Genomic DNA, 22,770 nt, shown 5'->3' on the forward strand with positions numbered 1-22,770 from the left:
AGAGAATTTTTTTTATTAAACCTATTCTGCTTTTGAACGACGTACGTAGTTTTGGTAAAGAATGATACCTACTACTGTAAATCCTACTGGACCTGCGATCATCCAAAGCGTATCGCGAGCGCCAGCGCCTTCGATGATTGGCTGGAAGATCGTAAAGATATTCGCACCCAATACTAATAAGAAGACAACCACACTGATCGCCATGGTCATACCATGAGATTTGTACACTTCAAATGGACGATCCAAACCATCTTTTTTCTTGAATTTAGGGAAAGCATAGATCAAGAACAAGTAAGGCAAGGTCATTGAAACGTTCGCCATCAATGTCAAGATATTGTAGAAGGCAGATGGATCTGGTGTCGCAAATGAAGCAATCAAGATGATTGCAACAACGATCCCACATTGTGCCCACATTGCATAGCTTGGCATGCCGTTCGCGTTCAATTCAGTGAATTTCTTCGGCCATAATTTCTTTGGTGTACCCATGATCAACGTCTTCAATGGTGAATACGTCAAGGTAAAGAAGGCACCACTATAAGCCAAGAACATTCCTAAACCAGTGTAACGAGCAAACCAGTTACCCATACTGATCGCGGCACTTTGACTTAAGCCAATCGCGTCACCGAAAACATAACCCAAGTTGTTCATCATAACGTAAGAAATATTTCCTAAGTTTGTTGTATCACCAGATAAAACATCTTGCCAGTTCGTACTTACACCCCACAAGAAGATACCCAACGCATAACCAACAGAGATGATCAATGCTGAAAGGACGACTCCTTTAGGGAACGTTTTTTCAGGGTTTTTGGTTTTATCAACCATGCCCCCAACAGCTTCCAAACCACCGTAGGCGAAGATCGCGAATACCGCGAAGCCTAACAAGCCGATTGGACTTTGATAACTAGGATTTGGAGAATGTAAAATATGATTGAATGGTTGAGCCAAGTGTCCCCCATTTGCAACCAGAATAATTCCAGAAATCACAATCAAAACAACGTTCAAACTAGTTACCGCAAGACCACCTAAGCTAGTGATTTTGACGATTCCTTTGACCCCTTTAATTGAAACCAAAGTTACGATGATCATCCACACACATGCTAACAAACCAACTACTTGTGTTGAGTTCATCCCAAGTAGATGCAGCTTTTGCGTTTGGTCACTTCCGGCAAAGGCCGTAGTAAACGGAATCCAAACTTTAGATGATGTAGAAACCATCCAGACAACGTAAGAAGCAAACCACATGAATGTTCCGATAAATGCGAAACGTGGACCTACGCTGACCTCCAACCATTTATACATCCCACTGTTTTCACCTTTGATAGTAGAACCGAATTCGGCCATCATCAATGCGAATGGAATGAAAAACAGAATCGCAGCAACGACATAAAAGACGATTGAGCCATACCCCATCAGGTAGAATGCCACTGGACCGTTAGCAAACCCAAATACTGAGGTAAAGATCATCATGACCAAGGCGCCAAGCGTCATGCCTTTTTCTGCTTTGGACATTGAAACCACTCCTATTCAATTTTGTCTCGGGATTTTTTGTCCTCTGATTTTCATGTTCAATTAGTTATTAATTGAGCATGAATCCTTTAGAAACAAGCAAACCCTAAATGTAACTCTACAATGAAAAAACACGAAGCGCAAGAAACAGCATTGTCGAAATTTTCAGATAATTCTTTACTTAGACCGCTTTCTTCGATTAGAAAAATGCCACATTCTAAATGATAAAATAACTATAATTTGAAGTGTCACTAAGAAAAAATCAATTTTGTTTTTTTATCTCCTGTGAGCGTCTTAAAAAAAGCTTGTTATATCAAAGCTTATTTATAATTATTAAAAAACAGAAAGCGCTTGCCTTTCCTTTCACTGCTTTATTTAAAATTAAAAAAGTACAGGCCATTTACTAATAAAAAAGAGGAAGAATCCCCTCTTATTTTCTAAGCACTAAATAATATGAAAAAATGATTGAAATAATTTTATCGTTTTGCCATCATTTATCCATCAATAATCAATCAAAAAAAGCAAATATTTTAATCCGATTGATTACATTTTTACACATTTATACAGCGAACTTAACTTTTATTCTTTCATTGAAGACAAAAAAAGAAAGAACCTCTGTTAAGATTCTTTCCTACTTTTTTCGTTAATCAGCCAGTTTTTTCCAAAAATTGTTGCGATTGATCCACAGCCAGGCTCCGGACAAGATTCCTAACCATAGCATGACTCCGCCATTCAGAAAAACAGGATTCAGATTCATGACCACCGCAACAGCGTATAGCGTAACCAGTAAGACACCGATGATTATTGTGCCAAACATCCATAGCATCAAGCCATAATTTCCTACGCCTCTAGTGAAAAGCTGACTGACATTAGTCCAGGTAAGATTCATCAATCGATAATCCCGGCTGAAAAAATGTAAAGACAATAGATAAGTCCCCCACAAGATCCCTGCTACAAAAGAAAGCAGTAAGAAAAGAGGAAATCGCAGCACAAGTGCCATAATCAAGCCAACACCGCCAGAAATACACATCTGAATCTTACAGCCTACCCAAAATTTTTGTCGCAGGTATTTTTCCAACGATAACGGCAATGACTGGATAAAGGCAAAGTTTTCACGATCCAGCGAAATCAGATTGCTGACAAAAGAGGTCTGGTTGATAGTGATCCCCGCGAAAACGATCCCGCATACGAAGAATACACCCATGAACTTTATTCCCAACTCCTGCAAGCTGATGGGATTGGTCGTCACCATCGTTCCGATCATTACGATCGGCATAATCAAAGAGGACGTCAGCACCTGCATAATCAGGTTAGGATTTTTTAGCAGCTGATGGTTGTAGCTGGCTAACTGCCTCTTCAACGATTGATTGACTTTTCGTTTACGTTTTGTTGCCACGGTACGCGAGCCTTCATCGCTGAATTGCTCATACAAACTAGGAACCACGAAAAATCTCAAGGCCAACAGCAATAGGCCAGTCAGAATTAGCAAGCCTGCCAAAGTCAGCAGACCTTTCGCCGTTAGCATTCCATGCATAACATGATAAAACGGCATAAAGAGCGCAAAGGGGTGGCGGTCAGGAACACCCGCCGAGTGATCCACCATATTTTGCGAAAAATTCACGGCAAGGATACCTCCGACAGAAACCACCATTGAGAAACCCAGCATCAAACTGGTAAACAATTTTTTATGCTGACGAAATAGCTTCGTCTTCGTCATCCCAAAGACGATCAAACTACACAAACTGAATAGTAAAATGAAAAAGATTAAAAACAGTACTATCGCGCCAATTACCGCAAGGATTATCGGATAGCCGCTTTTAAAGGCTGTAAGAAAAAATAAAATCAATAACGGTAATAGAAAGGGAACAATCGTCATCCCCACCGCTAAGAATTTTGCGATAAATACTTCCCCCTGCTTAATCGGCAGTGACAAATAATCCTGCAGGTCTTTACTTTCGAAAAAGACATTGAAAATAGCAGAGAGGGACTGAGAAAAACCGATCAGCGCGAAGAGTATCATATAGTACGTAAAAAAGCCGGGTAATTTGGCGAAATCGATCATCACCATCGTAATCCCGTAGATCGCTAGAAAAATGACCCCCGACATTAAGTATTGCTGAGCGATACTGCGAATGACCTTTTTGCCCTTATATCCTTTTTTCCGAATTTGATTGGTGGATGAAGGATTAACATAGAGCATGTTCACCGCGATTAGTCGCTTGATGATCCCACTATTCATGAGCATCCTCCTCAATTTCAGAAATCAACTCGCCATTTGCTTGTCTCCCAGCCATCTTAAGGTAGACACTTTCCAGTGATTCATTTGGATAATCTTCCAGCAGAGCCTCCACAGAGCCGTTATAAATCAGCTCGCCCTTTTTCAAAATCGCTAATTCGTCACACAGCTGTTGCGCAGTATCTAAAACATGGGTAGAAAAAATTACAGTATTGCCCTTTTCTGCATGACGCTTGATCATTTCCTTCAAGTCAAATGCTGCCTGCGGATCTAATCCCTGCAAGGGCTCGTCTAAAATCCAAATATCCGGGTCCGGTAATAGGGCACCAATAATGATCGTCTTTTGACGCATCCCATGAGAAAAGCTTTCCAGTGTTTCATCCTCATGACCGACTAAATCAAATAATTCAATCAGCTCTTGACGACGATGCTCCTGCCCCTTCAATTCATAGGCCGCTGAGATCAGGTCCCAGTATTCATTGGCAGTCAATTGTAAAAACATATCCGGTGAATCGGGAACATAGGCAATTTTTTTCTTGATCGCCAACCGATCTTCCTTTAAATTCTTCCCATCAAACAAAATTTCTCCACTCGTAGGTTCAATAATGCTAACTAAGCTTTTGATCGTGGTAGATTTCCCCGCACCATTATGTCCTAAAAAGCCAAAGATTTCTCCAGCCTTTATTGTTAAACTTAAATTATCCAAGGCCTTTTTTTGACCATAGACTTTCGTTACACCTGTCAATTCAATCATCTTTTATCGCCCTCCTTACCAATCACTATACGGAAAAAGCTTCTCCATGACAATAAACTCCAAGAAAAAAACACTCATTCGAGTGTCCTAGGCCTTCAGGGGAACCCAAATTTCGATCACCGAATTTTTTTGATTCCACTGAAATTTTTCATCATATTTTTCAAAGTGCAGAAAATCCACTTGCTCCAAAGATAGACCCAGCTTCGGGATAAGCTCCCGATAAAGGGTCTCGTAAGTCGCGTAAATATGCTTCATCGCACCCTGATGCTCCACCACCAAATAGGTACAGGTCGGAATCTCCTTCGACAGAAAATTTACCGGTACAGTCTCTGGCTGAGGAATGCCACAAAAATAATAGAACTGACCCTCTCGCCGTGTCATAAAAGCATACTTCGTCCATATCCCTTTTTGACCAAGCCGATTTCTTTTCAGCTGTTGATTAAAATACGGCCAAAACGATAGGCAGCGTTCCAGATTTTGACTCTTTTTTTCCGTCAGCGTTTGTTCTAAACCAATGACTGAAAAAGTTGGCAGTTCTTTGATTGTATACTTCATTCCACTCTCCAATTATCCACTAAGTATTTTCCTTTAGTCTACCTGAAAGAACTTAGAAATGATATCAGAGAAGGGATTGCAATCAAACTAATGATATCAGAGAAGGGATTGCAATCAAACTTTCGAATAAAACATAGCAAATTAGAGGCCATTAGCTCGCTTGTTTCAAATCATGATCAGATTTTGCATCTACATCGTCCAGCTGCATTTTAATAGCGGTCGCTAGGATTTGTTCTTTGCGTTGTGCTTCAAGTTCGTTGATGCGTGCCCAATAAGTCGCATTTGCTTTTGCTTTCTGTTGATTTCTAACACCAGTAAGCACCCCAACAATCAGGATCAATAGAATAAGAATCATCATATTTAGCACCTCCTATGCCCTTATTCTAGTCCCTTTTCAGAAAACCAATTAGGACATATGTCACATTTGGAAAAGAAAATTTCTTCCTGCAAAAAATTATCTTGATGCTACGTTAAAAAGCTGCCTAACTATCACGCTAGGCAGCTTTTTCTTATTCGTATAATGGGGCTTTTGCTAAGGGATGCTCTTCAAGCCACAGCAGAAGCTCCGCCGCAAGCTCTTCCGTCATTGAAAATGAGGCGTCGATCTGTTCTTTTGAGATATGATCCACATGAACGCCCGCCGTAATGACGCAATTTCCTAGAAGCTTTGCCTGAATTTTCTTTATCAAGATATCTGCTAACACGTCATCTTTATGAAACCGACCATCATGGCTGGGAAAGCGTTGAACCTGTAGATCACCTGCTGAAAAAGTAGTCACTGTCCCAATATGCGGTGTGTCTCCGCCATAAAGACACAGCAGCAGGTCGTTTCCGATCCATTCGGCCTTTAACGAGAGTTCATAGCCGACTTTTTTAATGGAAAATGTTTTAGTCATTGTCTTTCCACCGCCCGGAGACATGGTTCTCGATTCCTAAAGCATCCATCAGCTTCATGGACTGATGCGCCACGATGTCTTCTATTGTTTTCGGCTGACTGTAAAAGGCTGGGATCGGCGGGATGATTTGAACCCCTAGTCGCGCCAATTTGGTTAAATTTTCTAAATGAATCGCATTCAGCGGCGTTTCTCGGGGAACCAAAATCAGCTTTCGCTGCTCCTTCAAGGAGACATCGGCCGCTCGCGAGATTAAGCTGTCGCCAAAGCCCATGGATATGCCTGCGACGGTTTTCATACTCGCCGGGACGATTACCATGCCATCCGTTAAAAATGAACCGCTGGCGACTGCCGCGCCTAAATCGCGATTGCTGTAATGATAATCCAGCATTCCCTCCAGCTCCTTCAGACTCACCTCGGATTCTAGCTTCAAATTCTGCTTCGCCCAGTCACTGATAATTCCATGGGTCTCGATCGTCGAATCGGCCTTTAATCTTTTGATCAAGTCAATCGCGTAAATGATTCCAGAGGCTCCGCTGACGCCAATCACGATTCGTTTTTTCATTCGTCTCACCTACTTCAAATATTTTTCCCAATCTGGTACTTCTTTAAATTCTGCTCGAATGAAATCATCCTTTAAATCAAAAGGAACTGTTCCATCTAAAATTGTTTTACTGCTCATGCCGCGGAAACGAATCGATTTTGGATCGTATTCTGGACGCTCGGAAGGGTCTAACGGGTGATTGCGCATTCCAGGCAGCACGAGAATATCCTGATCTCCCTGGAAGCGAGTATTCAGGGTCCACATCACATCATTCATATCAAAAATATCAACATCGTCATCCACTAGAATAACGGTTTTTAATTCTTTAAAAGCAGATAACGCCAAAATCGCCGCTTGGCGTTGAATCCCCTCATCCGCTTCGCTTTCCTTGTGAATCTGCAGGATCGACATTAGTTTCCCGCCGCCAGCTGGTGGATTATAGACATTGGTTACTTTTCCGGGAATCGCTTTGTCCACTAGATCCAAGATGCTGGCTTCTGTCGGAATGCCCGCCATCGAGACATGTTCTTCTGAAGGGCCGATCGTTGTCTGCATGATTGGTCGATCTTTCCGATGGGTGATGGCTTTGACTTTGACTACATTGACCGCTGGATTGGCGTCGCCGTTGTAGCCGGGAAATTCAGGCATTGCTTTGCCTGTGTTGGTGTTGATATCTTCTTGAATCGTTTCATGGGGCAAAATTTCTGCTTCAATAATAAACTCAGAGCGCGCGATTCCGACTTCATCCACCGCAACGCCATCGACTAATTGTACTGGCTCTTGACGTAGAGCCCCCGCTACCCACAGCTCATTGTAGCCTAAGGGAGTGGTTGGCGGCTCAAAGGTGGTGCCGATAGAAATCGCCGGATCCAACCCGATATTGATGGTAATCGGCATTGGTTTGTTTAACGCTTCATATTGTTTCTGAAAGTGCCCGATATGGCGTCCGCCAGGCATAATGTACATGCCGATGGTGTCTTCGTCTTCCAGAACCATCCGGTGAATAGTGACATCGCTCATGGTTTTTTCTGGGTCTGAACCAAAAACCACGCCCATTGTAATATAAGGTCCCGCATCATACTCCGTATTAGTCGGTGCCGCTAAAATTTTGCGAATATCAAAGCCTTCATCTGTCGCTAAATGGATCACTTCCTGCGCCGGCGCGTCTGTTTTAGCAACCTTCACTGGTTTCACGGGATTTTGAACAGAGTCCTTTAACAAGCGTCCTAAGTGCTTTGGATCATGGTGTAAAATTTTCCCTACACGGTCACGACTAGCAATGATTCCGATCAATACCCGCGTATCAGGAAATCCTTTGACACAATTAAACATCATCGCTGGTCCTTCTTTTGTTGGCCGCTTGACTGTCCCTCCTGCACCGATGTACCGATAAACGCCAGATAATTCCGCATGGGGATCAACCTCCACGTTCGTTTCGTGGTATTCCCCCGGCATTTCCTGCAGCTCCGCTAAAACTTTTCGTAAATCATAAGGTGTCGACATAAAAAAGCCTCCTTGTATTGTTGGTCTTCTGATAAGTAAATTTTAGGCTTATCGTTAACCCAATACAATTCAGCTTTTCGTCCATTCTATTCCAATTTGGAATGATAAGAGTGTAAAAAATTAAAAAACGCTTTGGAGGCTTGCGCGTCTGTCTCTTCAGATAAACAAAAATACAAATAACTCTCTTTAGTGGGAAGGATTTCGCGGACCACTAATTCCTCTGATAAGGAATCACCTAAAGATTTTTCCATCATTAGTGAAATTCCCAATCCCTCCTCAATCATTCGCAAAATCAAATCGATGCGCGTTCCTTGGTAAGTAATCCGTGGATCGAAGCCCGCTTCACGACAAAGCTGCTCCACCGAATAATACGAATTCTGCGCCTGACCCAATAGTAGAAAATTTTCCTTTGCCAACGCAGCCAGATTGATGGGGGCTTGGTCAACTAACGGATGATCTTTCGACAGGACCGCTACGAAATGGTCTTTTTCAGTAGGAATAGCATTTTTCTCAACGATTTGACTCATCGAACGGAAAAAATAAACTGTATTCTTCTCGATCTCAAACGCTCCCAGTGCCATCTCTTCTGATTCCTTTAAATTCAAGTGCACCTCAGGATGCTGCTTCAAAAAAGTGGCTAAGCGATCAAACCCTAGATAATTAGGCATCGTAGGGATCGTATGAACCGTCAATACCCGCTCTTTTTTCTCCCGATAATCGCTCAGCGTATCTGCTAACGCCTGATAATCCTCAACGATTCTTCTGATCGCCGGCAGCAATAGCTGGCCCTCTTCCGTTAATTGAATCTGGCGATTTTTGCGGTCGAATAAAGGCACCTGCAGCTCCCTTTCCAACGCGTTGATTTTTTTCGAGACATTCCCCTGTGTCATGTAGTTTCGTTCCGCCGTTTCCGTATAATTCAACGTTTCCGTCAAATCAAGGAACAGCCTTAGCTTCTGCTGATCCATTTTTTCACTCCTATTCCACTTAGGAATATTATAAAGCACCGCGGCTTTATTCTCTATCCATTATTTCGTTTAATCAAAGCCTTTTCCATCAGCTTGTGATAATAAGGGCGCATTTCTTTCTCGGTCACCGCTTGATCAAGATCGGCAACCTCGATCCACTTCACCGCACTGTTCTCATCCGCCTTCACCTGCAGGTCCTGATTTTCTGAAGCCATGAACAAATAGGTTGTGTTGATGTGATGATGGGCTTTGATAAATTGTCCCTTTTTATAGTGAGCATTCACCGGCAAAATATCAAAAGCAAAAAGACCATCATAAATCAGTTGGTACTCCTTAATGCCAGTTTCTTCCTCTAGCTCTTTCTGGGCAACGGTTAAAAGCTCCTCACACCCATCCGCGTGTCCGCCGGTCCAAGAATAAGACTGATAGATATTATGGTAAACCATCAGCACTTTGTCATAAGTAGGATTGACAACCCACGCCGAAGAAGAAAAGTGATACTCCTGATTCTCTCTTGTCAATAAATTGTCTTGAAATTGAAGCTTGTCTAAAAACAGCTTTTTATCTGCCGCCTCCTGTTCTGTATATGGTTTATAGGCGGTAATCGCATCAATAATTCTCTTCATCTAAAGACCTCTTTTTCTAATCTTCTCTAAATCCTGTCATCACAAGTTGATTATAGCAAATCTGTTCTACCACGAAAAAAAAGACTTGGCTCACTGACCCAAATCTTTCTGCGCGATTTCTTTAGGGAACAAACCGATAGCCGGCCCCCCAAACCGTTTGGATATGCGCAGGTTTAGAAGGATCAGCTTCGATTTTTTCTCGCAGACGATTGATATGAACCGCTACTGTTCGAATATCTCCATTTGAATTCATTCCCCATATTTTCTCATAGAGCTCTTCTTTACTAAAGACCTGTTGGATGTTCTCCATCAAAAAGAGCAGCAGCTCGAACTCCTTATACTTCATAGCCACTTCCTTCTCTCTAACATACACCTTCATAGCCTTTGGCTGGATCACAATCTCGCCAGTACCAATCGTGTGGGTTTTAGGAGTATCCTGCCTCTGCTGGTTCAACCGCTCAAATTGAGCGAGGTTAGCCCGCACGCGGGCCACCAGCTCCGTTGGTGAAAAAGGCTTGCTGATGTAATCATCTGCACCTAGACCTAATCCCCGCAGCTTATCGATTTCTTCATTTTTCGCGGTTACTAATAAAATAGGAACCAGCACTTCGCTGCGTATTTGTCGCAATATCTCGATGCCATCGATCGTCGGCAGCATGACATCCAATAAAATCAAATCATAGTCTTTGGTTAAAGCAGCCTTTAACCCTTCCGCGCCATCATGAACAATTCTACTTTCAAATCCGTTGATCGTTAAAAAATCCTGGAGAATGTCCGCAATCGCCTCATCGTCTTCGATAATCAAAATCTTCTTCATTGTTTGTCTCCTTCAAGCTAACGTATTCGTTTCATTTTGTCGGCGCGTCTTTGCTAATTGGCAGTTGAATGCGTATTTGCAATCCACCTTTTGAAGAATCGCGCGCTTCAATCTCCCCGCCTTGACTTTCAATGACACGACGTGCAATGGCCAGCCCTAGACCGCTGCCTTCTCCTGACTGCGTCCGCGCTTTATCCCCCCGATAAAACACATCAAACAAGTTTTTCTGTTGCGGCCAAGGAACACCCGGACCATTGTCACTAAAGGTTATCACGATTTTCTCTGACTCTTCGTATTGTTCGATTAGCAGCTGATTGTCGGAGGGATGTCCATATTTTACCGTATTTTCAATAATATTGATAAATACGGTACGCAGCTGCTCTGGATCAACAGCGGCCTGTGTTTGATACGAGTGCACACCAAGGGTTATTTTTAAGCCCCGCTGCCGATATTCTTCGGTCACGCCTTCAATCAAGTCAGCTAAATATTTTCCAATAGTCACATTCTGAATCCGCAACGCAAAATCTCCTAAATCGACTTTAGAAAAGAGGAAAAGCTGATCAACTAAATGCGTCAGTTCATCCGTCTTTTTTGTAATTGTTTTTAAATATTTTTCTTTCATCGCCGGTGTTGTCGCTATCCCTTTTTCCAGACCTTCAACATACGCCTTGATCGCAGTCAGCGGCGTGCGCAAGTCGTGGGAAATCCCCGCGATCAGCTCTTTGCGATTTTCACTGTTTTTTTCCTGTTCTGTTACTAGGATTTCAAGCCGCTCAGCCATTTCATTGAGACTATTGACTACTGGACGAAATTCATCCTCTTCTTGATAGTCTGTTCGCCAGCTGAGATTGCCGTCCCGAATCTGCTGAACTCCCTGCAGCAGAACGGTCAACCCGTCATTGATCGGTCGAAAAATAAAGCGGGACAAAATGTAATTCGTCAAGACCACAAAAAGAATCACACAGACAACGATTAACAGAACAACCAAGAAGATCATCCTCTTGTTGTCTAATAATTGCTCCTCTAAGTTCATATGGTAATTCTGATTAACCAATAGCACCTGAAACTGACCAATCGTTATACGATTCATCAAAACCTTATTCACTACCAATGTATGCTGATCTGGATTGTCCAGCATACTTTTCACGATACTATCCTCCTGATAAGTCCCCCTGCGCTGAAGCAATGCTCGATCACTATCATAAAGTAAAACGCTGACGACCTCGCTAGCTGGCTGCTCCTTATTCAGATCATCAGGTGCTTGAATTAATTGGGCCTGGGTCGGGTCTTCTACTTGAAACTTCTTTTGAAGGGCTTCAATGCGGTCATACTCTTTGGTATACAGCTCATTTTCCTGCCATTGATTGATAAAATCACTGCCGAAGGTTTCAGAAAAAATGAAAAAGAGCCCGCCTAAAACGATTCCTGTCAAAACAATCGGCATGACGATCATTAAAATATTGGAAAAGTACAGTCGCTGACGAATCGTCATCCTTTGTCACCTCATTTGATTTCTTCTATCTTCCTATTTAACACGAACCTTTCCTCTTTTCGTAAAAATGAAGCAAGTATTAATAAATAGTTTATAAATTGTTTATCCTTTCCGCACTTTTTATTTCCTTTTGTTTTGTATCCTAAAGCGAACCTATTGATTTGTCACTTGGAGGAAAACTACTTATGCAACCATTTAAAGGATTAACAGAAAAACAAGTCCAGGAACGGATCGCCGCTGGACAAACCAATGATTATCGGATGAACCCAGCAAAATCGACCGGCACGATCATTCGAGAAAATACCCTGACATTGTTCAATTTATTGAACTTCCTTTTGGCCGCTTGTCTATTTGCGGTCAAAGCCTACAGCAACATGTTTTTTATTCTGATTATCATCATGAATATCGTAATCGGCATCGTTCAGGAAATTCGCGCGAAAAAAATGGTAGACCGTTTAACGCTGCTCGCTCAAAATGATATTACCGTGATTCGAGACGGTAAAAAGCAAGCTATCGCTCCAGAGCAATTGGTCTTAGGTGATCATGTTCTGCTAAAATCGGGGGAACAGATTCCCAGCGACATGCTGGTACTAGACGGACTGGCGGAAGTCAACGAATCCCTGCTTACCGGTGAATCCGATACCATTGTTAAGAAAAACGGCGCGGAAATACTCTCTGGCAGCTTCTTAACGAGCGGACACTTAGTTGCAGAGGTACGGCACGTTGGCGCAGATAATTACGCCGCAAAAATTATCAATGAAACGAAAGCCGCAAAGCCAATCAAATCCGAACTGATTCAATCAATCCAAAAAATCTCAAAATTTACCAGCTTTATTATTTTGCCGATTGGAATCCTGCTTTTTCTTGAAGCCTTTTTCCTACGTAACAGCTCTACTTATACTGCTGTTGTCGCTTCGGTTGCGGCTCTGTTAGGCATGCTGCCGAAGGGGCTGGTACTGCTGATCAGCATCGCTTTGACTACCGGTGTCCTGAAATTAGCGAAAAAAAATGTCCTTGTTCAAAATATGTACGCCATTGAGAATTTGGCGCATATGAATGTTCTCTGCTTGGATAAGACTGGAACCTTAACTGAAGGGAAAATGCAGGTTGAGAATCTGTACCTTTTAGACGAAAACTATCGCGACCTTCTGCCGACTCTGATGACCAGCTATTTAGCAGCGACAGAAGACAGCAATCCCACCGCTCAAGCTTTAAATCGTTATTTCGGTGAGGGCGCAAAGGAACCTGCCAAGCAGGTACTGCCCTTTTCTTCTGAACGAAAATACGGTGCGGTTGCCTTTGAAAATGGCAAAACACTCTACTTAGGTTCTCCTGAAAATCTATTACAACCGAGTCAGATTCCATCAATCATTCATCATTACCAAGAATCTGGATTACGTATTCTTTTGATTGCCTTGACTTCAGACGGGATTTTAGAACAACCAAAAGACCTGATGCCGATTGCTTTTTTGACCTTAAGCGATCCAATCCGTGCTAACGCCAAAGACACCTTGAACTTTTTAACTGAGCAAGGGGTCGAATTAAAAATCATTTCAGGCGACAATCCTAAAACAGTCTCAGCAATCGCTGAAAAAGCTGGATTCGCCGATTATCAAAAAGCGGTTGATCTTTCCAGCTATTCCGATGAAAAGGAGATCCGCGCCTTGGCACACAGTCATTCTATCTTCGGCCGTGTAACGCCGCAACAAAAGAAACTGCTGATTCACGAATTGAAATCACTAGAAAAAACCGTTGGGATGACCGGCGATGGTGTAAATGATATCTTGGCTTTGCGGGAGGCGGATATTTCTATCGCGATGGCAGAGGGAGATGACGCAACTAGGCAGATTGCTGACGTGGTGCTGTTGGATTCGAACTTCGGCAGCTTACCGTCCATTATTTTTGAAGGCCGCAGAGTCATTAACAATATTACCCGATCCTCTGGCGTCTTCTTTATCAAGACGATCTATTCATTGTTGGTGTCTTTGTTCTGTATTTTAACCGTATCAACGTTCCCATTTATTCCACTTCAAATCACCTTAATTGATTTGGCAATTGAAGGGTATCCAGCTTTCTTCCTTTCCTTTGAAGCGGACAATCGGAAAATCCAGGGACGCTTTTTACCGACGGCCATCAAGCGTGCTCTGCCTAGTGGCATCCTAGTATTAGTGAATGTTGTACTTGTTTGGTTCTTGGGACAGCATTTCCTATCCGCCTTAGATACTCGCACATTGATGTATTATTTGTTGATCGGAATCAGCTGCTTTGCAGTGATGAAATCTTGTCAGCCATTTAATCGTCTACGCCTTTTCTTAGTTATTACAACGACTCTAGGCAGCTTTGTTGCGGTCGGATTATTCCACGAGCTTTTATCAGTAGGCGCCATGACTCTTCCAATTCTTGTCGGATTCACGATTATGATGCTGTGCAATGTGCTGCTCTGGCAGCCGCTGGCTAAACAAGTCAATAAATTGAAGCTTACCTTTTTATAATCTATGAAACAAAAAACAAGCCATCCAGTATCGGAGGCTTGTTTTTTGATTTATTCAGCTTTCGCGCGAACGGGCAGCCAAACCTGGAACTGGGCATTTTCTGGATTCGCATCCAAGTAAAGCTCGATATCCGGCAACTCATCGTATTCAAAGCCGGAGGTCGGCAGCCATTCCTGAAAGACCTGCTGCTGTAATTCTTGGATCGCGCCAGGCATCGGACCTGTTCCTGTGAAAATCGCCCATTTCGCAGCAGGGATTTCATAGCTTCCAAATTCCGCTGTGGCTTCTTCACTAACAACGCCAATCACATATTTCCATGCCTCTTGAACCTCCGAAGACATCAAGCTGACTCCTAAAACGCCCGGATTGTTTTGATCCATAAGCGGGATCAATTTTTCCAAGTCTCCGCTGGCACCTACTTCATTCCAAAATTCTGGAATGCGCTTTTGCGCCATCTCCATATCCTTACCTAACTCCAAGCCGATCCCTGTTACGTGAAACGCTTCTTTGTCTATCAGTTGATACTCCATCGCCTGTACTCCCTTTACGGTTATTTTGAAGGTCAACATGGGATAGCTGGTCAATTTCGCTCCAGATTGCTTAGCTTCCTTCGGCGTAATTCCGTGAACACCTTTGAACACTCGATTAAAGGACGTTGGAGAATCATAGCCATATTTAGTCGCGACATCGATGACTTTTTCGCCCCGCTGCAGATCCACACCCGCTAAACTCATTCTGCGCCGTCGGATGTACTCCCCTAGCGTTACCCCAGCAATATAAGAAAACATTCGCTGGTAATGATAACTGGAACATTGCGCCAATTGTGCTGCCCTGTCCAAGTCAATGCTTCGCGCCAAATTCTCCTCAACATAAGCAATACTGTTATTAAAATGATCTAACCATTCCATTCATTTTCCTCCTACCTCTACTATAATAGGATCAGTAAAGAGTTACCTCTCAAAATGTGCCGTCTTCTGCGAGCTAAAACGTCAACTCAGCCAATCGATCAAACGCCTTCGCTAAAACTTCCATTGGTTGCGTCGCCGCCAGACGAATATAGTCATCTCCGACATTTTCACCAAAGGCTTTTCCTGGAACGAACAAAACACCGCTCTGTTCCAATACTTTTTCGACAAAGGTTACAGAATCTAAGCCGCTTTTACTGATATTAATAAAAGCATACATGCTGCCAGCCACAGATGGCAAGGACAAATAAGGAATTTCTGCCACTCTTTTTTCAATATAGGCCAGTCGTTCTTTGAAAATCGCCACTGTTGGAGGAACGAGCTCTTCATAGTGCTTTAACGCATATATCCCGCCGCGTTGGGAAGCTGTCGGCGCGGAGTAAGTGATACTCTCGTTGATCATCCCAGCCACTTGATTGATATACGTTGGCGCTATCATGTAGCCTAAGCGCCAGCCAGTCATGGCAAAGCCCTTTGACACCCCGCTGATAGTGATCGTGTTATCAGGCGCAAGACTGGCCATCGGCACAAATGTTTCTTTAAATGCAAAGTCTTCGTAGATTTCATCTGAAATAATGAAGAGCTCCTTTTCGATCGCTACTTCCGCAATCTGCTTCAGCGTCTTTTCTGAGAAAACCGCACCAGTGGGATTGTTTGGCGAATTGATGATGATCGCCTTTGTTCGGTCAGTGATCGCCGCTTTTAAGTCAGCCACATCCAATTGAAAGCCATTTTTCTCATAGGTTGGAACAAAAACCGGCGTTCCGCCAGATAAGGTCACCTGTTCGCGATAAGGCGAAAAATACGGTTCATGGATAATCACTTCATCACCGGGATCTAGCAGTACTTGCATCACCAGATACATCCCATGTAAAGCACCCACTGTGGCACGGACCTGATTCACCTGAAAATCGAGGCCATATTTCTTTCGATAAAAATCCACGACAGTAGTTAAAAATTCCTTGCTGCCGTCAGGGGCTGTATACTTCGTCGCTCCCTTTTTAACATCGGCATATGCCGCTTCAATGATCGCCGGGTTAGTGATCAAATCAGGATCACCAATCGACAAATCAATAATATCTTCCTTTTCCTTGGCTAAAACCGCGATCTTCATCAGCAAATTCTCTGCCGGCTGCTGAAAACGTTGCGCAATTTTTTCTTTATTCATCCCTCTTCACCTCGTAAACCTACAATACTTTATTCAAGAAATCCTGTGTCCGACTGTTTTGCGGACGATCAAAGATTTCCTCTGGTGTGCCCTCTTCTTGAATAATGCCGTCCGCCATGAAAATCACACGATCCGCCACTTCCTTAGCAAAACCCATTTCGTGTGTCACCACTACCATGGTCATTCCTTTTTTCGCTAAATCCTGCATAACAGCCAGTACTTCACCCACCATTTCCGGGTCAAGGGCAGAAGTTGGCTCATCGAACAGCATCACATCAGGGTTCATAGCTAAGGCACGGGCAATCGCTACCCGCTGCTGTTGACCGCCTGATAAGTTACTAGGATAGCTGTCGGCTTTTTCCTTCAAACCCACTTGATCCAATAAAGCTAACGCCTGATCTTTCGCCTTGGTGGGATCTTCTTTTTTGATCTTCACTGGTGTGATTGTCAAATTCTCTAAGACACTCATATGAGGAAACAAATTGAAGCTTTGGAACACCATCCCCATTTTCTGGCGAATCTGATCGATGTTGCTGTCAGGTGCCGTAATGTTTTGCCCTTCGAAAAAGATTTCGCCAGAGGTCGGCTCCTCTAATAGATTCAAGCAACGTAGAATCGTACTTTTTCCACTTCCAGAAGGGCCGATGATTACGACTACTTCGCCTTCTTTGACCGTAAGATCAATGGCTTTTAGCACTTCATTCTCACCAAATTGTTTTGATAATTGTTTTACATTAATCATTCAGACCCATTCTCCTTTCAACTAACCCTAATAGACGGGAAATACAGAAGGTCATTACAAAGTAGATCAGCGATACTAAGACGTACGGTAAGAACGGCTTGAAGCTGGCGCCCTGTACCACGCCTGTCTGGAAGATCAATTCTGATACGCCGATAACAGAGACTACTGAAGATTCTTTTATGATCGTTACGAATTCATTCCCCAGTGCCGGCAATATATTTTTGATGGCTTGCGGGAAGACAATATAGCGCATCGCTTCCTTTTGATTCATTCCTAATGAACGTGCGGCTTCCATCTGCCCTTTGTTCACAGCGTTGATCCCCGCACGAACGATTTCCGCGACGTAGGCTGCGCTGTTTAACGATACTGCAATACAACCTGCGAGCAATTTCGACAAGTCTAGACCTAGGACCCCTGTCCCGAAATACACGATGAAGATTTGTACCAGTAATGGTGTTCCCCGAACATATTCAATATAGATGACCGCAAGCGCCTTTAAGATCTTGCTCTTGCTCAACTTCATCAATGCCAATAAACTACCAAAAATCAATCCAAATAAGACCCCAACAAATGCTAGTAAAATCGTGTATTTAGCCCCACTTAGATAGTATGGCCCATATTTTTGCAAGAAGGACTTCTCTCCTTGGAACATCAATTCGTTGGCCTCTTTTTGATAGCCCTTCAGCAAATCATCGTCGTTGATGGTCTTGATTGACGCGTTGACATGCTTTTTCAATTCCGGTGTGTTCTTCGACATGGCGATCGCCGTGACTTTTTCTCCCTGCTCAAATTTCACTGGGGCTAACTCCACATTGTCGCTTTGTTGCACATACGCTTCGGCTACGGGCTGCTCCAGCACGACCGCCTCAACCTTTTTATTCAGCAAATTGTTTATTAAATCAGGAACCTTTTGCAGCGAGGTCGGTTCCGCTCCAGTCATTTCATTTTTAACTAAATCCTCTTGAGTCGTTTGTTTTTGCGCGCCGACTGCTAAACCATTGAAATCTGCCGTCGTCTTGAACTTATTCTTATCGCCCTTACGAACCAAAACCTTCTGTTGAACCACAAAGTAAGGATCAGAAAAATCTACTTCCTTCAATCGTTCCTCCGTGATCGACATCCCGGATATGACCAAATCAATCTTACCTGTCTTCAGTGCTCCTAACAGAGCATCAAAGCCGAGCTCTTCAATTTTAAGCTTTACACCCATATCCTTCGCTATTTTTTCTGCGATTGACACATCGAAGCCGACGATTTTATCCTTCCCATCTACCTCTGCGTGAAACTCATAAGGGGCATAATCTGCCGACAATCCAACGACTAATTCTCCGCTCTGTTGAATTCGTTCGTAAATTTCATCCTTTTCTGCTCCTTGTGCCTTTACCGGTAAAAAACTGAACAGCATTAGTACAACCGCCAGCAATACACCAATTCTCTTTTTCATCCATCCCGCTCCTTTGAATCATAATGTATAATAATATAAAATTAATAGAATAAATATGCAAAAAACGACTTGAATTCATACTACCATAATAGTTATAATAAAAAAAGAATTATCTAAAAAAATAATGAAAGAAGTTTTCTGATGACAAAACAACTGATTGTACGCGGTGCGCCGCAGGAATACGAGCTAAAAACAAAGGCTTGGGATTCATTACAAATGCATTTAAATAGAAGAAATATTGAGAATGTTCTCATTCTCCATGGAGAAGCCTCATGGAAAGCAGTAAAAACTTACTTTCCTGAACTATCAATAACAAAAACCTTTCATTACTATGGTGGACAATGTACAGATGCAGCTGCAGAAGAATTTGCGTCTTTATGCAAAGAAAAGGCATTTGATGGAATCATCGCTGTAGGAGGGGGAAAAGTCGCCGATCTAGGAAAATTCACGGCCTACAAAGCACAGCTGCCGATTATTATTTTACCGACATTGGCCGCTACCTGTGCTGCCTATACGCCATTGAGCGTAGTCTATAACGAAACCGGCGTGATGTTGCGTTACGATATCTTCCCGAAAGCTAGTGATCTAGTACTGATCGATCCGGCAATTATTTTAGAATCGCCTCGCCCGCTGATGATCGCAGGCATCGGGGATACTCTAGCCAAATGGTACGAATCCCGGGCAATCATCTCTCAGTTAAGTGTGAAGCCGGTCGAGGTACAAGTCGCAGAGTTCGCGGCAAAGCAATGTCGACAGATTCTCCTTGACAAAAGCGAAGCCGCTCTACACGCGATGGAACAAGGTCAAATCAATCAAGCATTCATTGACGTCGTTGAGGCGAATATTCTATTAGCAGGTATGGTGGGCGGCTTTGGCGATGAATACGGGCGCACTGCCGGCGCTCATTCGATTCATGATGCCTTAACTGTCTTGCCTGAAAGTCACCAGCAGCTTCATGGAAACAAAGTTGCTTATGGCATTCTTGTGCAGTTAATGATTGAAGACAATCAGACTGAGATTCAGCAGTTGCTACCCTTTTACCATCAACTGAACCTGCCGACTAGCCTCGAGGCGATGAATCTATATCTAACAGAAGAGGACTACCAAGCTGTTGCGGAAAGGGCCTGCACGCCAGGCGAAATGATTCATTTAATGAAGGAAACCATCACTCCTGAATTAGTCATTCAAAAAATGAAGGCTTTAGAAGATCGGATGAAGGGATGAGAAAAAGATGATTTCAGTTTTCCTATAAGGAAATTGAAATCATCTTTTTTGGTCTAGCTTCGTTAAAATAGTAAAAAAAGATACTTATAAAGCAAAGTATCTTTTAAAAAATTTTCCCAGTTCTAATGGCATAAATAGTTAAGGAAATTAGAATGAACAACGCCAACATTTCCAATAGAAAGTCGGTGGCTTTTACTTCGTTTTTCGAAGTGTTCCTCTCTCGTTTCATTGTGCTATTAGGGCCCTCCTTACGTGTACAATGCAAGGATAGCAAACCATTGGTATAGGCTCGTAACAATTCCTAATGAATTTCATTAGAATACTATTAGCTGAATCTAATTTAATTGCTCTTTACTTTCGAACAATTGGTTCTGAACATTCCTAACGATCAACGCCACACCCAGAAGCTCAATCAATTGAATCAGCGGTACACCTGCCCCTGTATAGAAAAACATAAATAGGCCTTTTCCACCTGGCGCCCAAGTCGAAAACCACGATACACCAAATAAGTAAAGTAGATAGGTCAGCAGTAAGCCTAGAAGAATAATCAAATAATCCGCTAAAACCTTGCGGGTCTTTTGCCGTTTGAAAAAGCCTGTCGCAAAAATCACTCCGGCCGCTAAACTGACAAGCAGCAAAACAGGCGCTATGATTCGGTATAACCAGATGATTCCATTGATGATGATCACTACTGGCTTTGTACGCTTTTCATCTGCCTTCATGCCTTTTTTTACTGTCGAAACAGAACGAACATTCAATAGGTCTAAAACGACTTGAGCAGGTTGATCTGGCATAAAAATCGATCCGCCATAGCTAGTCTGATAGCTCTTGTAAAGAGTCGTTTCCAAAATTCCAGAACGCATGTAAGCAAAAACCTTTCCCATATCTTCCGGCTTTTTCCCATTGCTCTGTTTCGAAACGAAGAACATTTTTTTCTTCTTCAACGCCCCAGACTTAAAACCTTCTGAAAGCTCTTGATTGATCTTTTTAAAGACCTTTTCATTGTCACGACCATTTTTATATAATCCTTCATGCTGAAACATCTCTCGTAAGCCCCAGACAAACATATCCCCCGGCAGCTCACCATTTTTCACCGGCCAAGAATCCGGCCAAATCGACTCGTTCAGCATCCAATCGATCCCTTTTCGATATTTCGCAAAGGTTGGAGACACCTTTTGTGCTTCTGCAAAAGTTTTTTTCGAGACCCAAATGCCGCTGTTTTCAGCAGTGTCCTTAGAATCGTACTTGCTGTTGTCAATCTGAATCAAATTTTCTGTCAGCTTGGCAAAGGATGTTTTCGTCCGATCGTTCGTCGTAAAAATCCCGTAGTAATTCTGATTCATTTTTGAAATCGCCAAGGATTCTCCTAAGGTTAAAAGTATCGGAGCAATCAGTAATAAGAGGTTTCCAACGAGCTTTTGCTTATTCGTTTTCCTCAGTAAATGCCAAAAAGTGTGTAGGCCTTCTTTCATGGACGTGCCCAGTGGCTGGTTCTGTACAATCATTCCAAAGAATGTACAGATCGTTGCTACAATATAAAGCGGCAATAACCAGATGGAGTCTTCTCGCAGATACCAGAAAAACGGAAAAGCAAGCATCAATAAAATCGACCAGGGGATTCTTTTTTTAATGGTTTCTTTTCTCCGCAAATACAGCCCCAGAATCCCGGCTAAAACTGCGAGTACCGCCGCAAAGACCAGACTATTTCGATACACCCGCAGCGAAAAATCTGAAGTCAACGTTGCCGGCGAGTAGATTAGGAATAAGAAGCCTAAGCCGCTGAGATACTTATTTTTAATTAACGGTGCCAATGCCTTGATCATAGCAAAAGCTGCACCAATATTCACTAAACACAAGAACAACGGATAAGACAAGTGTGAAAAATGATTCACAAGCAAAAAGAATGTAAAGGATAAACCTTTCGTTAATGTTCCTGTGCCGTAATCCCCCAACCATTTTCCATCTAAAATGGTCAATGCTTGATTGATCGACAGCGCGTCATCATATCCTGCCTGCATATAAATTTTGACTGGCATCAACACCGCCAATCCTAGTCGAAAAATAACCGCAAAGACAAAAACGCCGATCATGATTCTTTTCATCATTAAAGAATCGAGTTTAGTTAATTTTTCTTTCATCATAGCTTAGCAAAAGGGATAAACGCAGGTAATTCCCCTTCTGTCTCCGTCATAAATTTTTGAAGCCAGACAACATCATGCCATTGATCAAACTTATAGCCAATGGCTGGAAAACGAGCCACCTCTTGGTAACCAAGTTTCTCATGAAATTTCAAGCTGCCCGCATTGCCGCCAGTAATACAAGCGGTTAAAATAGCAACATTCTGCTTTTTCAATATTTCTTCCAAAGTCTGATATAAAAGCTTTCCAGCGCCATTGCCACGTTTCTTGCGATCCACATAAACACTGACTTCAACGGCCCAATCATAAGCTGCCCTGTCTTTATAGGCATGCGCATAGGCATAGCCTAAAATGTGCCCCTTTTCTTCAGCGACAACATAAGGATATCTTTCCAAGGTTTCTTGGATTCGTTGGACAAACTCCTCTGTACCTGGTACGTCATAATCAAAGGTAATCGTCGTCTCTTCAACATAAGGCGCGTAGATTGCGACCAATGCAGACGCGTCCTCTGGTGTTGCTACTCGAATGTCAATCATCTTAGCCCCCCTCGCTGGTTCAATTCTATCACTCTGTCAATTAAAAAAACACCCTCTCTAAAAAAGAAACGTAGAAATTCTTAATAATTATCCCATTTCTTAATGAAAATAACGCTCTACTTAATCCCTTAATCGGCTGTATCAAACATAGTAATAATAACAACAAA

20 protein-coding genes are annotated in these 22,770 nt (G+C 42.7%); 2 read left to right on the plus strand and 18 right to left on the minus strand.

Features of this window, described 5'->3' with window-relative positions; genetic code table 11:
- Nucleotides 1–21 precede the first annotated feature (21 nt).
- The 12 genes from yjeM to RV13_RS02135 all read right to left on the minus strand — a co-directional run bounded on the left by yjeM (nucleotide 22) and on the right by RV13_RS02135 (nucleotide 11,894).
- Nucleotides 22–1,509: a glutamate/gamma-aminobutyrate family transporter YjeM gene (gene yjeM / locus RV13_RS02080; protein ID WP_010743648.1), complete on the minus strand. Its 1,488-nt coding sequence runs from the start codon at nucleotides 1,507–1,509 to the stop codon at nucleotides 22–24.
- Between the two features lie 640 nt (nucleotides 1,510–2,149).
- Entirely contained in the window at nucleotides 2,150–3,745 is a 1,596-nt protein-coding gene (locus tag RV13_RS02085) for a hypothetical protein (protein ID WP_010743649.1), read from the minus strand.
- Nucleotides 3,738–4,496: an ABC transporter ATP-binding protein gene (locus tag RV13_RS02090; protein WP_010743650.1), complete on the minus strand. Its 759-nt coding sequence runs from the start codon at nucleotides 4,494–4,496 to the stop codon at nucleotides 3,738–3,740. The genes RV13_RS02085 and RV13_RS02090 overlap by 8 nt, the downstream gene beginning before the upstream one ends.
- A gap of 87 nt (nucleotides 4,497–4,583) precedes the next feature.
- The gene (locus RV13_RS02095) at nucleotides 4,584–5,051 is read right to left on the minus strand and encodes a GyrI-like domain-containing protein (RefSeq protein ID WP_010743651.1); all 468 of its coding nucleotides are present in this window, start codon (nucleotides 5,049–5,051) and stop codon (nucleotides 4,584–4,586) included.
- 151 nt (nucleotides 5,052–5,202) lie between these two features.
- A complete protein-coding gene (locus RV13_RS02100; protein ID WP_010743652.1) occupies nucleotides 5,203–5,409 on the minus strand; it encodes a hypothetical protein in 207 nt (68 codons plus the stop codon).
- A gap of 151 nt (nucleotides 5,410–5,560) precedes the next feature.
- Complete coding sequence (gene lpdD, locus RV13_RS02105) at nucleotides 5,561–5,947, minus strand: prenylated flavin chaperone LpdD (protein ID WP_028020502.1); 387 nt, start codon at nucleotides 5,945–5,947, stop codon at nucleotides 5,561–5,563.
- Nucleotides 5,940–6,509 carry a UbiX family flavin prenyltransferase gene (locus RV13_RS02110; protein ID WP_010743654.1) on the minus strand — a complete coding sequence of 190 codons (570 nt, stop codon included), beginning with the start codon at nucleotides 6,507–6,509 and terminating at the stop codon, nucleotides 5,940–5,942. Before RV13_RS02110 ends, lpdD begins: the two co-directional genes overlap by 8 nt.
- A gap of 9 nt (nucleotides 6,510–6,518) precedes the next feature.
- Nucleotides 6,519–7,991, minus strand: coding sequence for a UbiD family decarboxylase (locus RV13_RS02115; protein ID WP_010743655.1), 1,473 nt, complete (start codon nucleotides 7,989–7,991; stop codon nucleotides 6,519–6,521).
- Between the two features lie 86 nt (nucleotides 7,992–8,077).
- Nucleotides 8,078–8,959: a LysR family transcriptional regulator gene (locus tag RV13_RS02120; protein ID WP_010743656.1), complete on the minus strand. Its 882-nt coding sequence runs from the start codon at nucleotides 8,957–8,959 to the stop codon at nucleotides 8,078–8,080.
- A gap of 53 nt (nucleotides 8,960–9,012) precedes the next feature.
- Nucleotides 9,013–9,585, minus strand: a complete 573-nt coding sequence (locus RV13_RS02125; RefSeq protein ID WP_010743657.1) for an NUDIX hydrolase — start codon at nucleotides 9,583–9,585, stop codon at nucleotides 9,013–9,015.
- Nucleotides 9,586–9,706: 121 nt separating this feature from the next.
- Nucleotides 9,707–10,402 carry a response regulator transcription factor gene (locus RV13_RS02130; protein ID WP_010743658.1) on the minus strand — a complete coding sequence of 232 codons (696 nt, stop codon included), beginning with the start codon at nucleotides 10,400–10,402 and terminating at the stop codon, nucleotides 9,707–9,709.
- Between the two features lie 31 nt (nucleotides 10,403–10,433).
- Nucleotides 10,434–11,894, minus strand: a complete 1,461-nt coding sequence (locus tag RV13_RS02135; RefSeq protein WP_060789301.1) for a sensor histidine kinase — start codon at nucleotides 11,892–11,894, stop codon at nucleotides 10,434–10,436.
- Nucleotides 11,895–12,079: 185 nt separating this feature from the next.
- On the opposite strand from RV13_RS02135, the gene RV13_RS02140 reads away from it, so the two are divergent.
- Complete coding sequence (locus RV13_RS02140; protein WP_010743660.1) at nucleotides 12,080–14,386, plus strand: HAD-IC family P-type ATPase; 2,307 nt, start codon at nucleotides 12,080–12,082, stop codon at nucleotides 14,384–14,386.
- Between the two features lie 50 nt (nucleotides 14,387–14,436).
- Here RV13_RS02140 and RV13_RS02145 read toward each other — a convergent pair whose 3' ends face one another.
- The 4 genes from RV13_RS02145 to RV13_RS02160 form a co-directional block, all read right to left on the minus strand.
- Complete coding sequence (locus tag RV13_RS02145) at nucleotides 14,437–15,294, minus strand: AraC family transcriptional regulator (protein ID WP_010743661.1); 858 nt, start codon at nucleotides 15,292–15,294, stop codon at nucleotides 14,437–14,439.
- A 73-nt stretch (nucleotides 15,295–15,367) separates the two neighbouring features.
- On the minus strand, nucleotides 15,368–16,519 hold the full coding sequence (locus RV13_RS02150; RefSeq protein WP_010743662.1) for a pyridoxal phosphate-dependent aminotransferase: 1,152 nt from the start codon (nucleotides 16,517–16,519) through the stop codon (nucleotides 15,368–15,370).
- 19 nt (nucleotides 16,520–16,538) lie between these two features.
- Nucleotides 16,539–17,261: an amino acid ABC transporter ATP-binding protein gene (locus RV13_RS02155; RefSeq protein ID WP_010743663.1), complete on the minus strand. Its 723-nt coding sequence runs from the start codon at nucleotides 17,259–17,261 to the stop codon at nucleotides 16,539–16,541.
- A complete protein-coding gene (locus RV13_RS02160) occupies nucleotides 17,254–18,705 on the minus strand; it encodes an ABC transporter substrate-binding protein/permease (protein ID WP_010743664.1) in 1,452 nt (483 codons plus the stop codon). Before RV13_RS02160 ends, RV13_RS02155 begins: the two co-directional genes overlap by 8 nt.
- 141 nt (nucleotides 18,706–18,846) lie before the next feature.
- On the opposite strand from RV13_RS02160, the gene RV13_RS02165 reads away from it, so the two are divergent.
- Nucleotides 18,847–19,929: an iron-containing alcohol dehydrogenase family protein gene (locus RV13_RS02165; RefSeq protein ID WP_010743665.1), complete on the plus strand. Its 1,083-nt coding sequence runs from the start codon at nucleotides 18,847–18,849 to the stop codon at nucleotides 19,927–19,929.
- 335 nt (nucleotides 19,930–20,264) lie between these two features.
- Here the strand turns inward: RV13_RS02165 and RV13_RS02170 are convergent, their stop codons facing one another.
- Together RV13_RS02170 and RV13_RS02175 are read right to left on the minus strand one after the other, a co-directional pair.
- A complete protein-coding gene (locus RV13_RS02170; protein ID WP_231371748.1) occupies nucleotides 20,265–22,034 on the minus strand; it encodes a hypothetical protein in 1,770 nt (589 codons plus the stop codon).
- A 32-nt stretch (nucleotides 22,035–22,066) separates the two neighbouring features.
- The gene (locus tag RV13_RS02175; protein WP_028020504.1) at nucleotides 22,067–22,600 is read right to left on the minus strand and encodes a GNAT family N-acetyltransferase; all 534 of its coding nucleotides are present in this window, start codon (nucleotides 22,598–22,600) and stop codon (nucleotides 22,067–22,069) included.
- Nucleotides 22,601–22,770: the final 170 nt, after the last annotated feature.

The organism is Enterococcus raffinosus (genome assembly GCF_001886185.1).
Lineage (GTDB): Bacteria > Bacillota > Bacilli > Lactobacillales > Enterococcaceae > Enterococcus_A > Enterococcus_A raffinosus.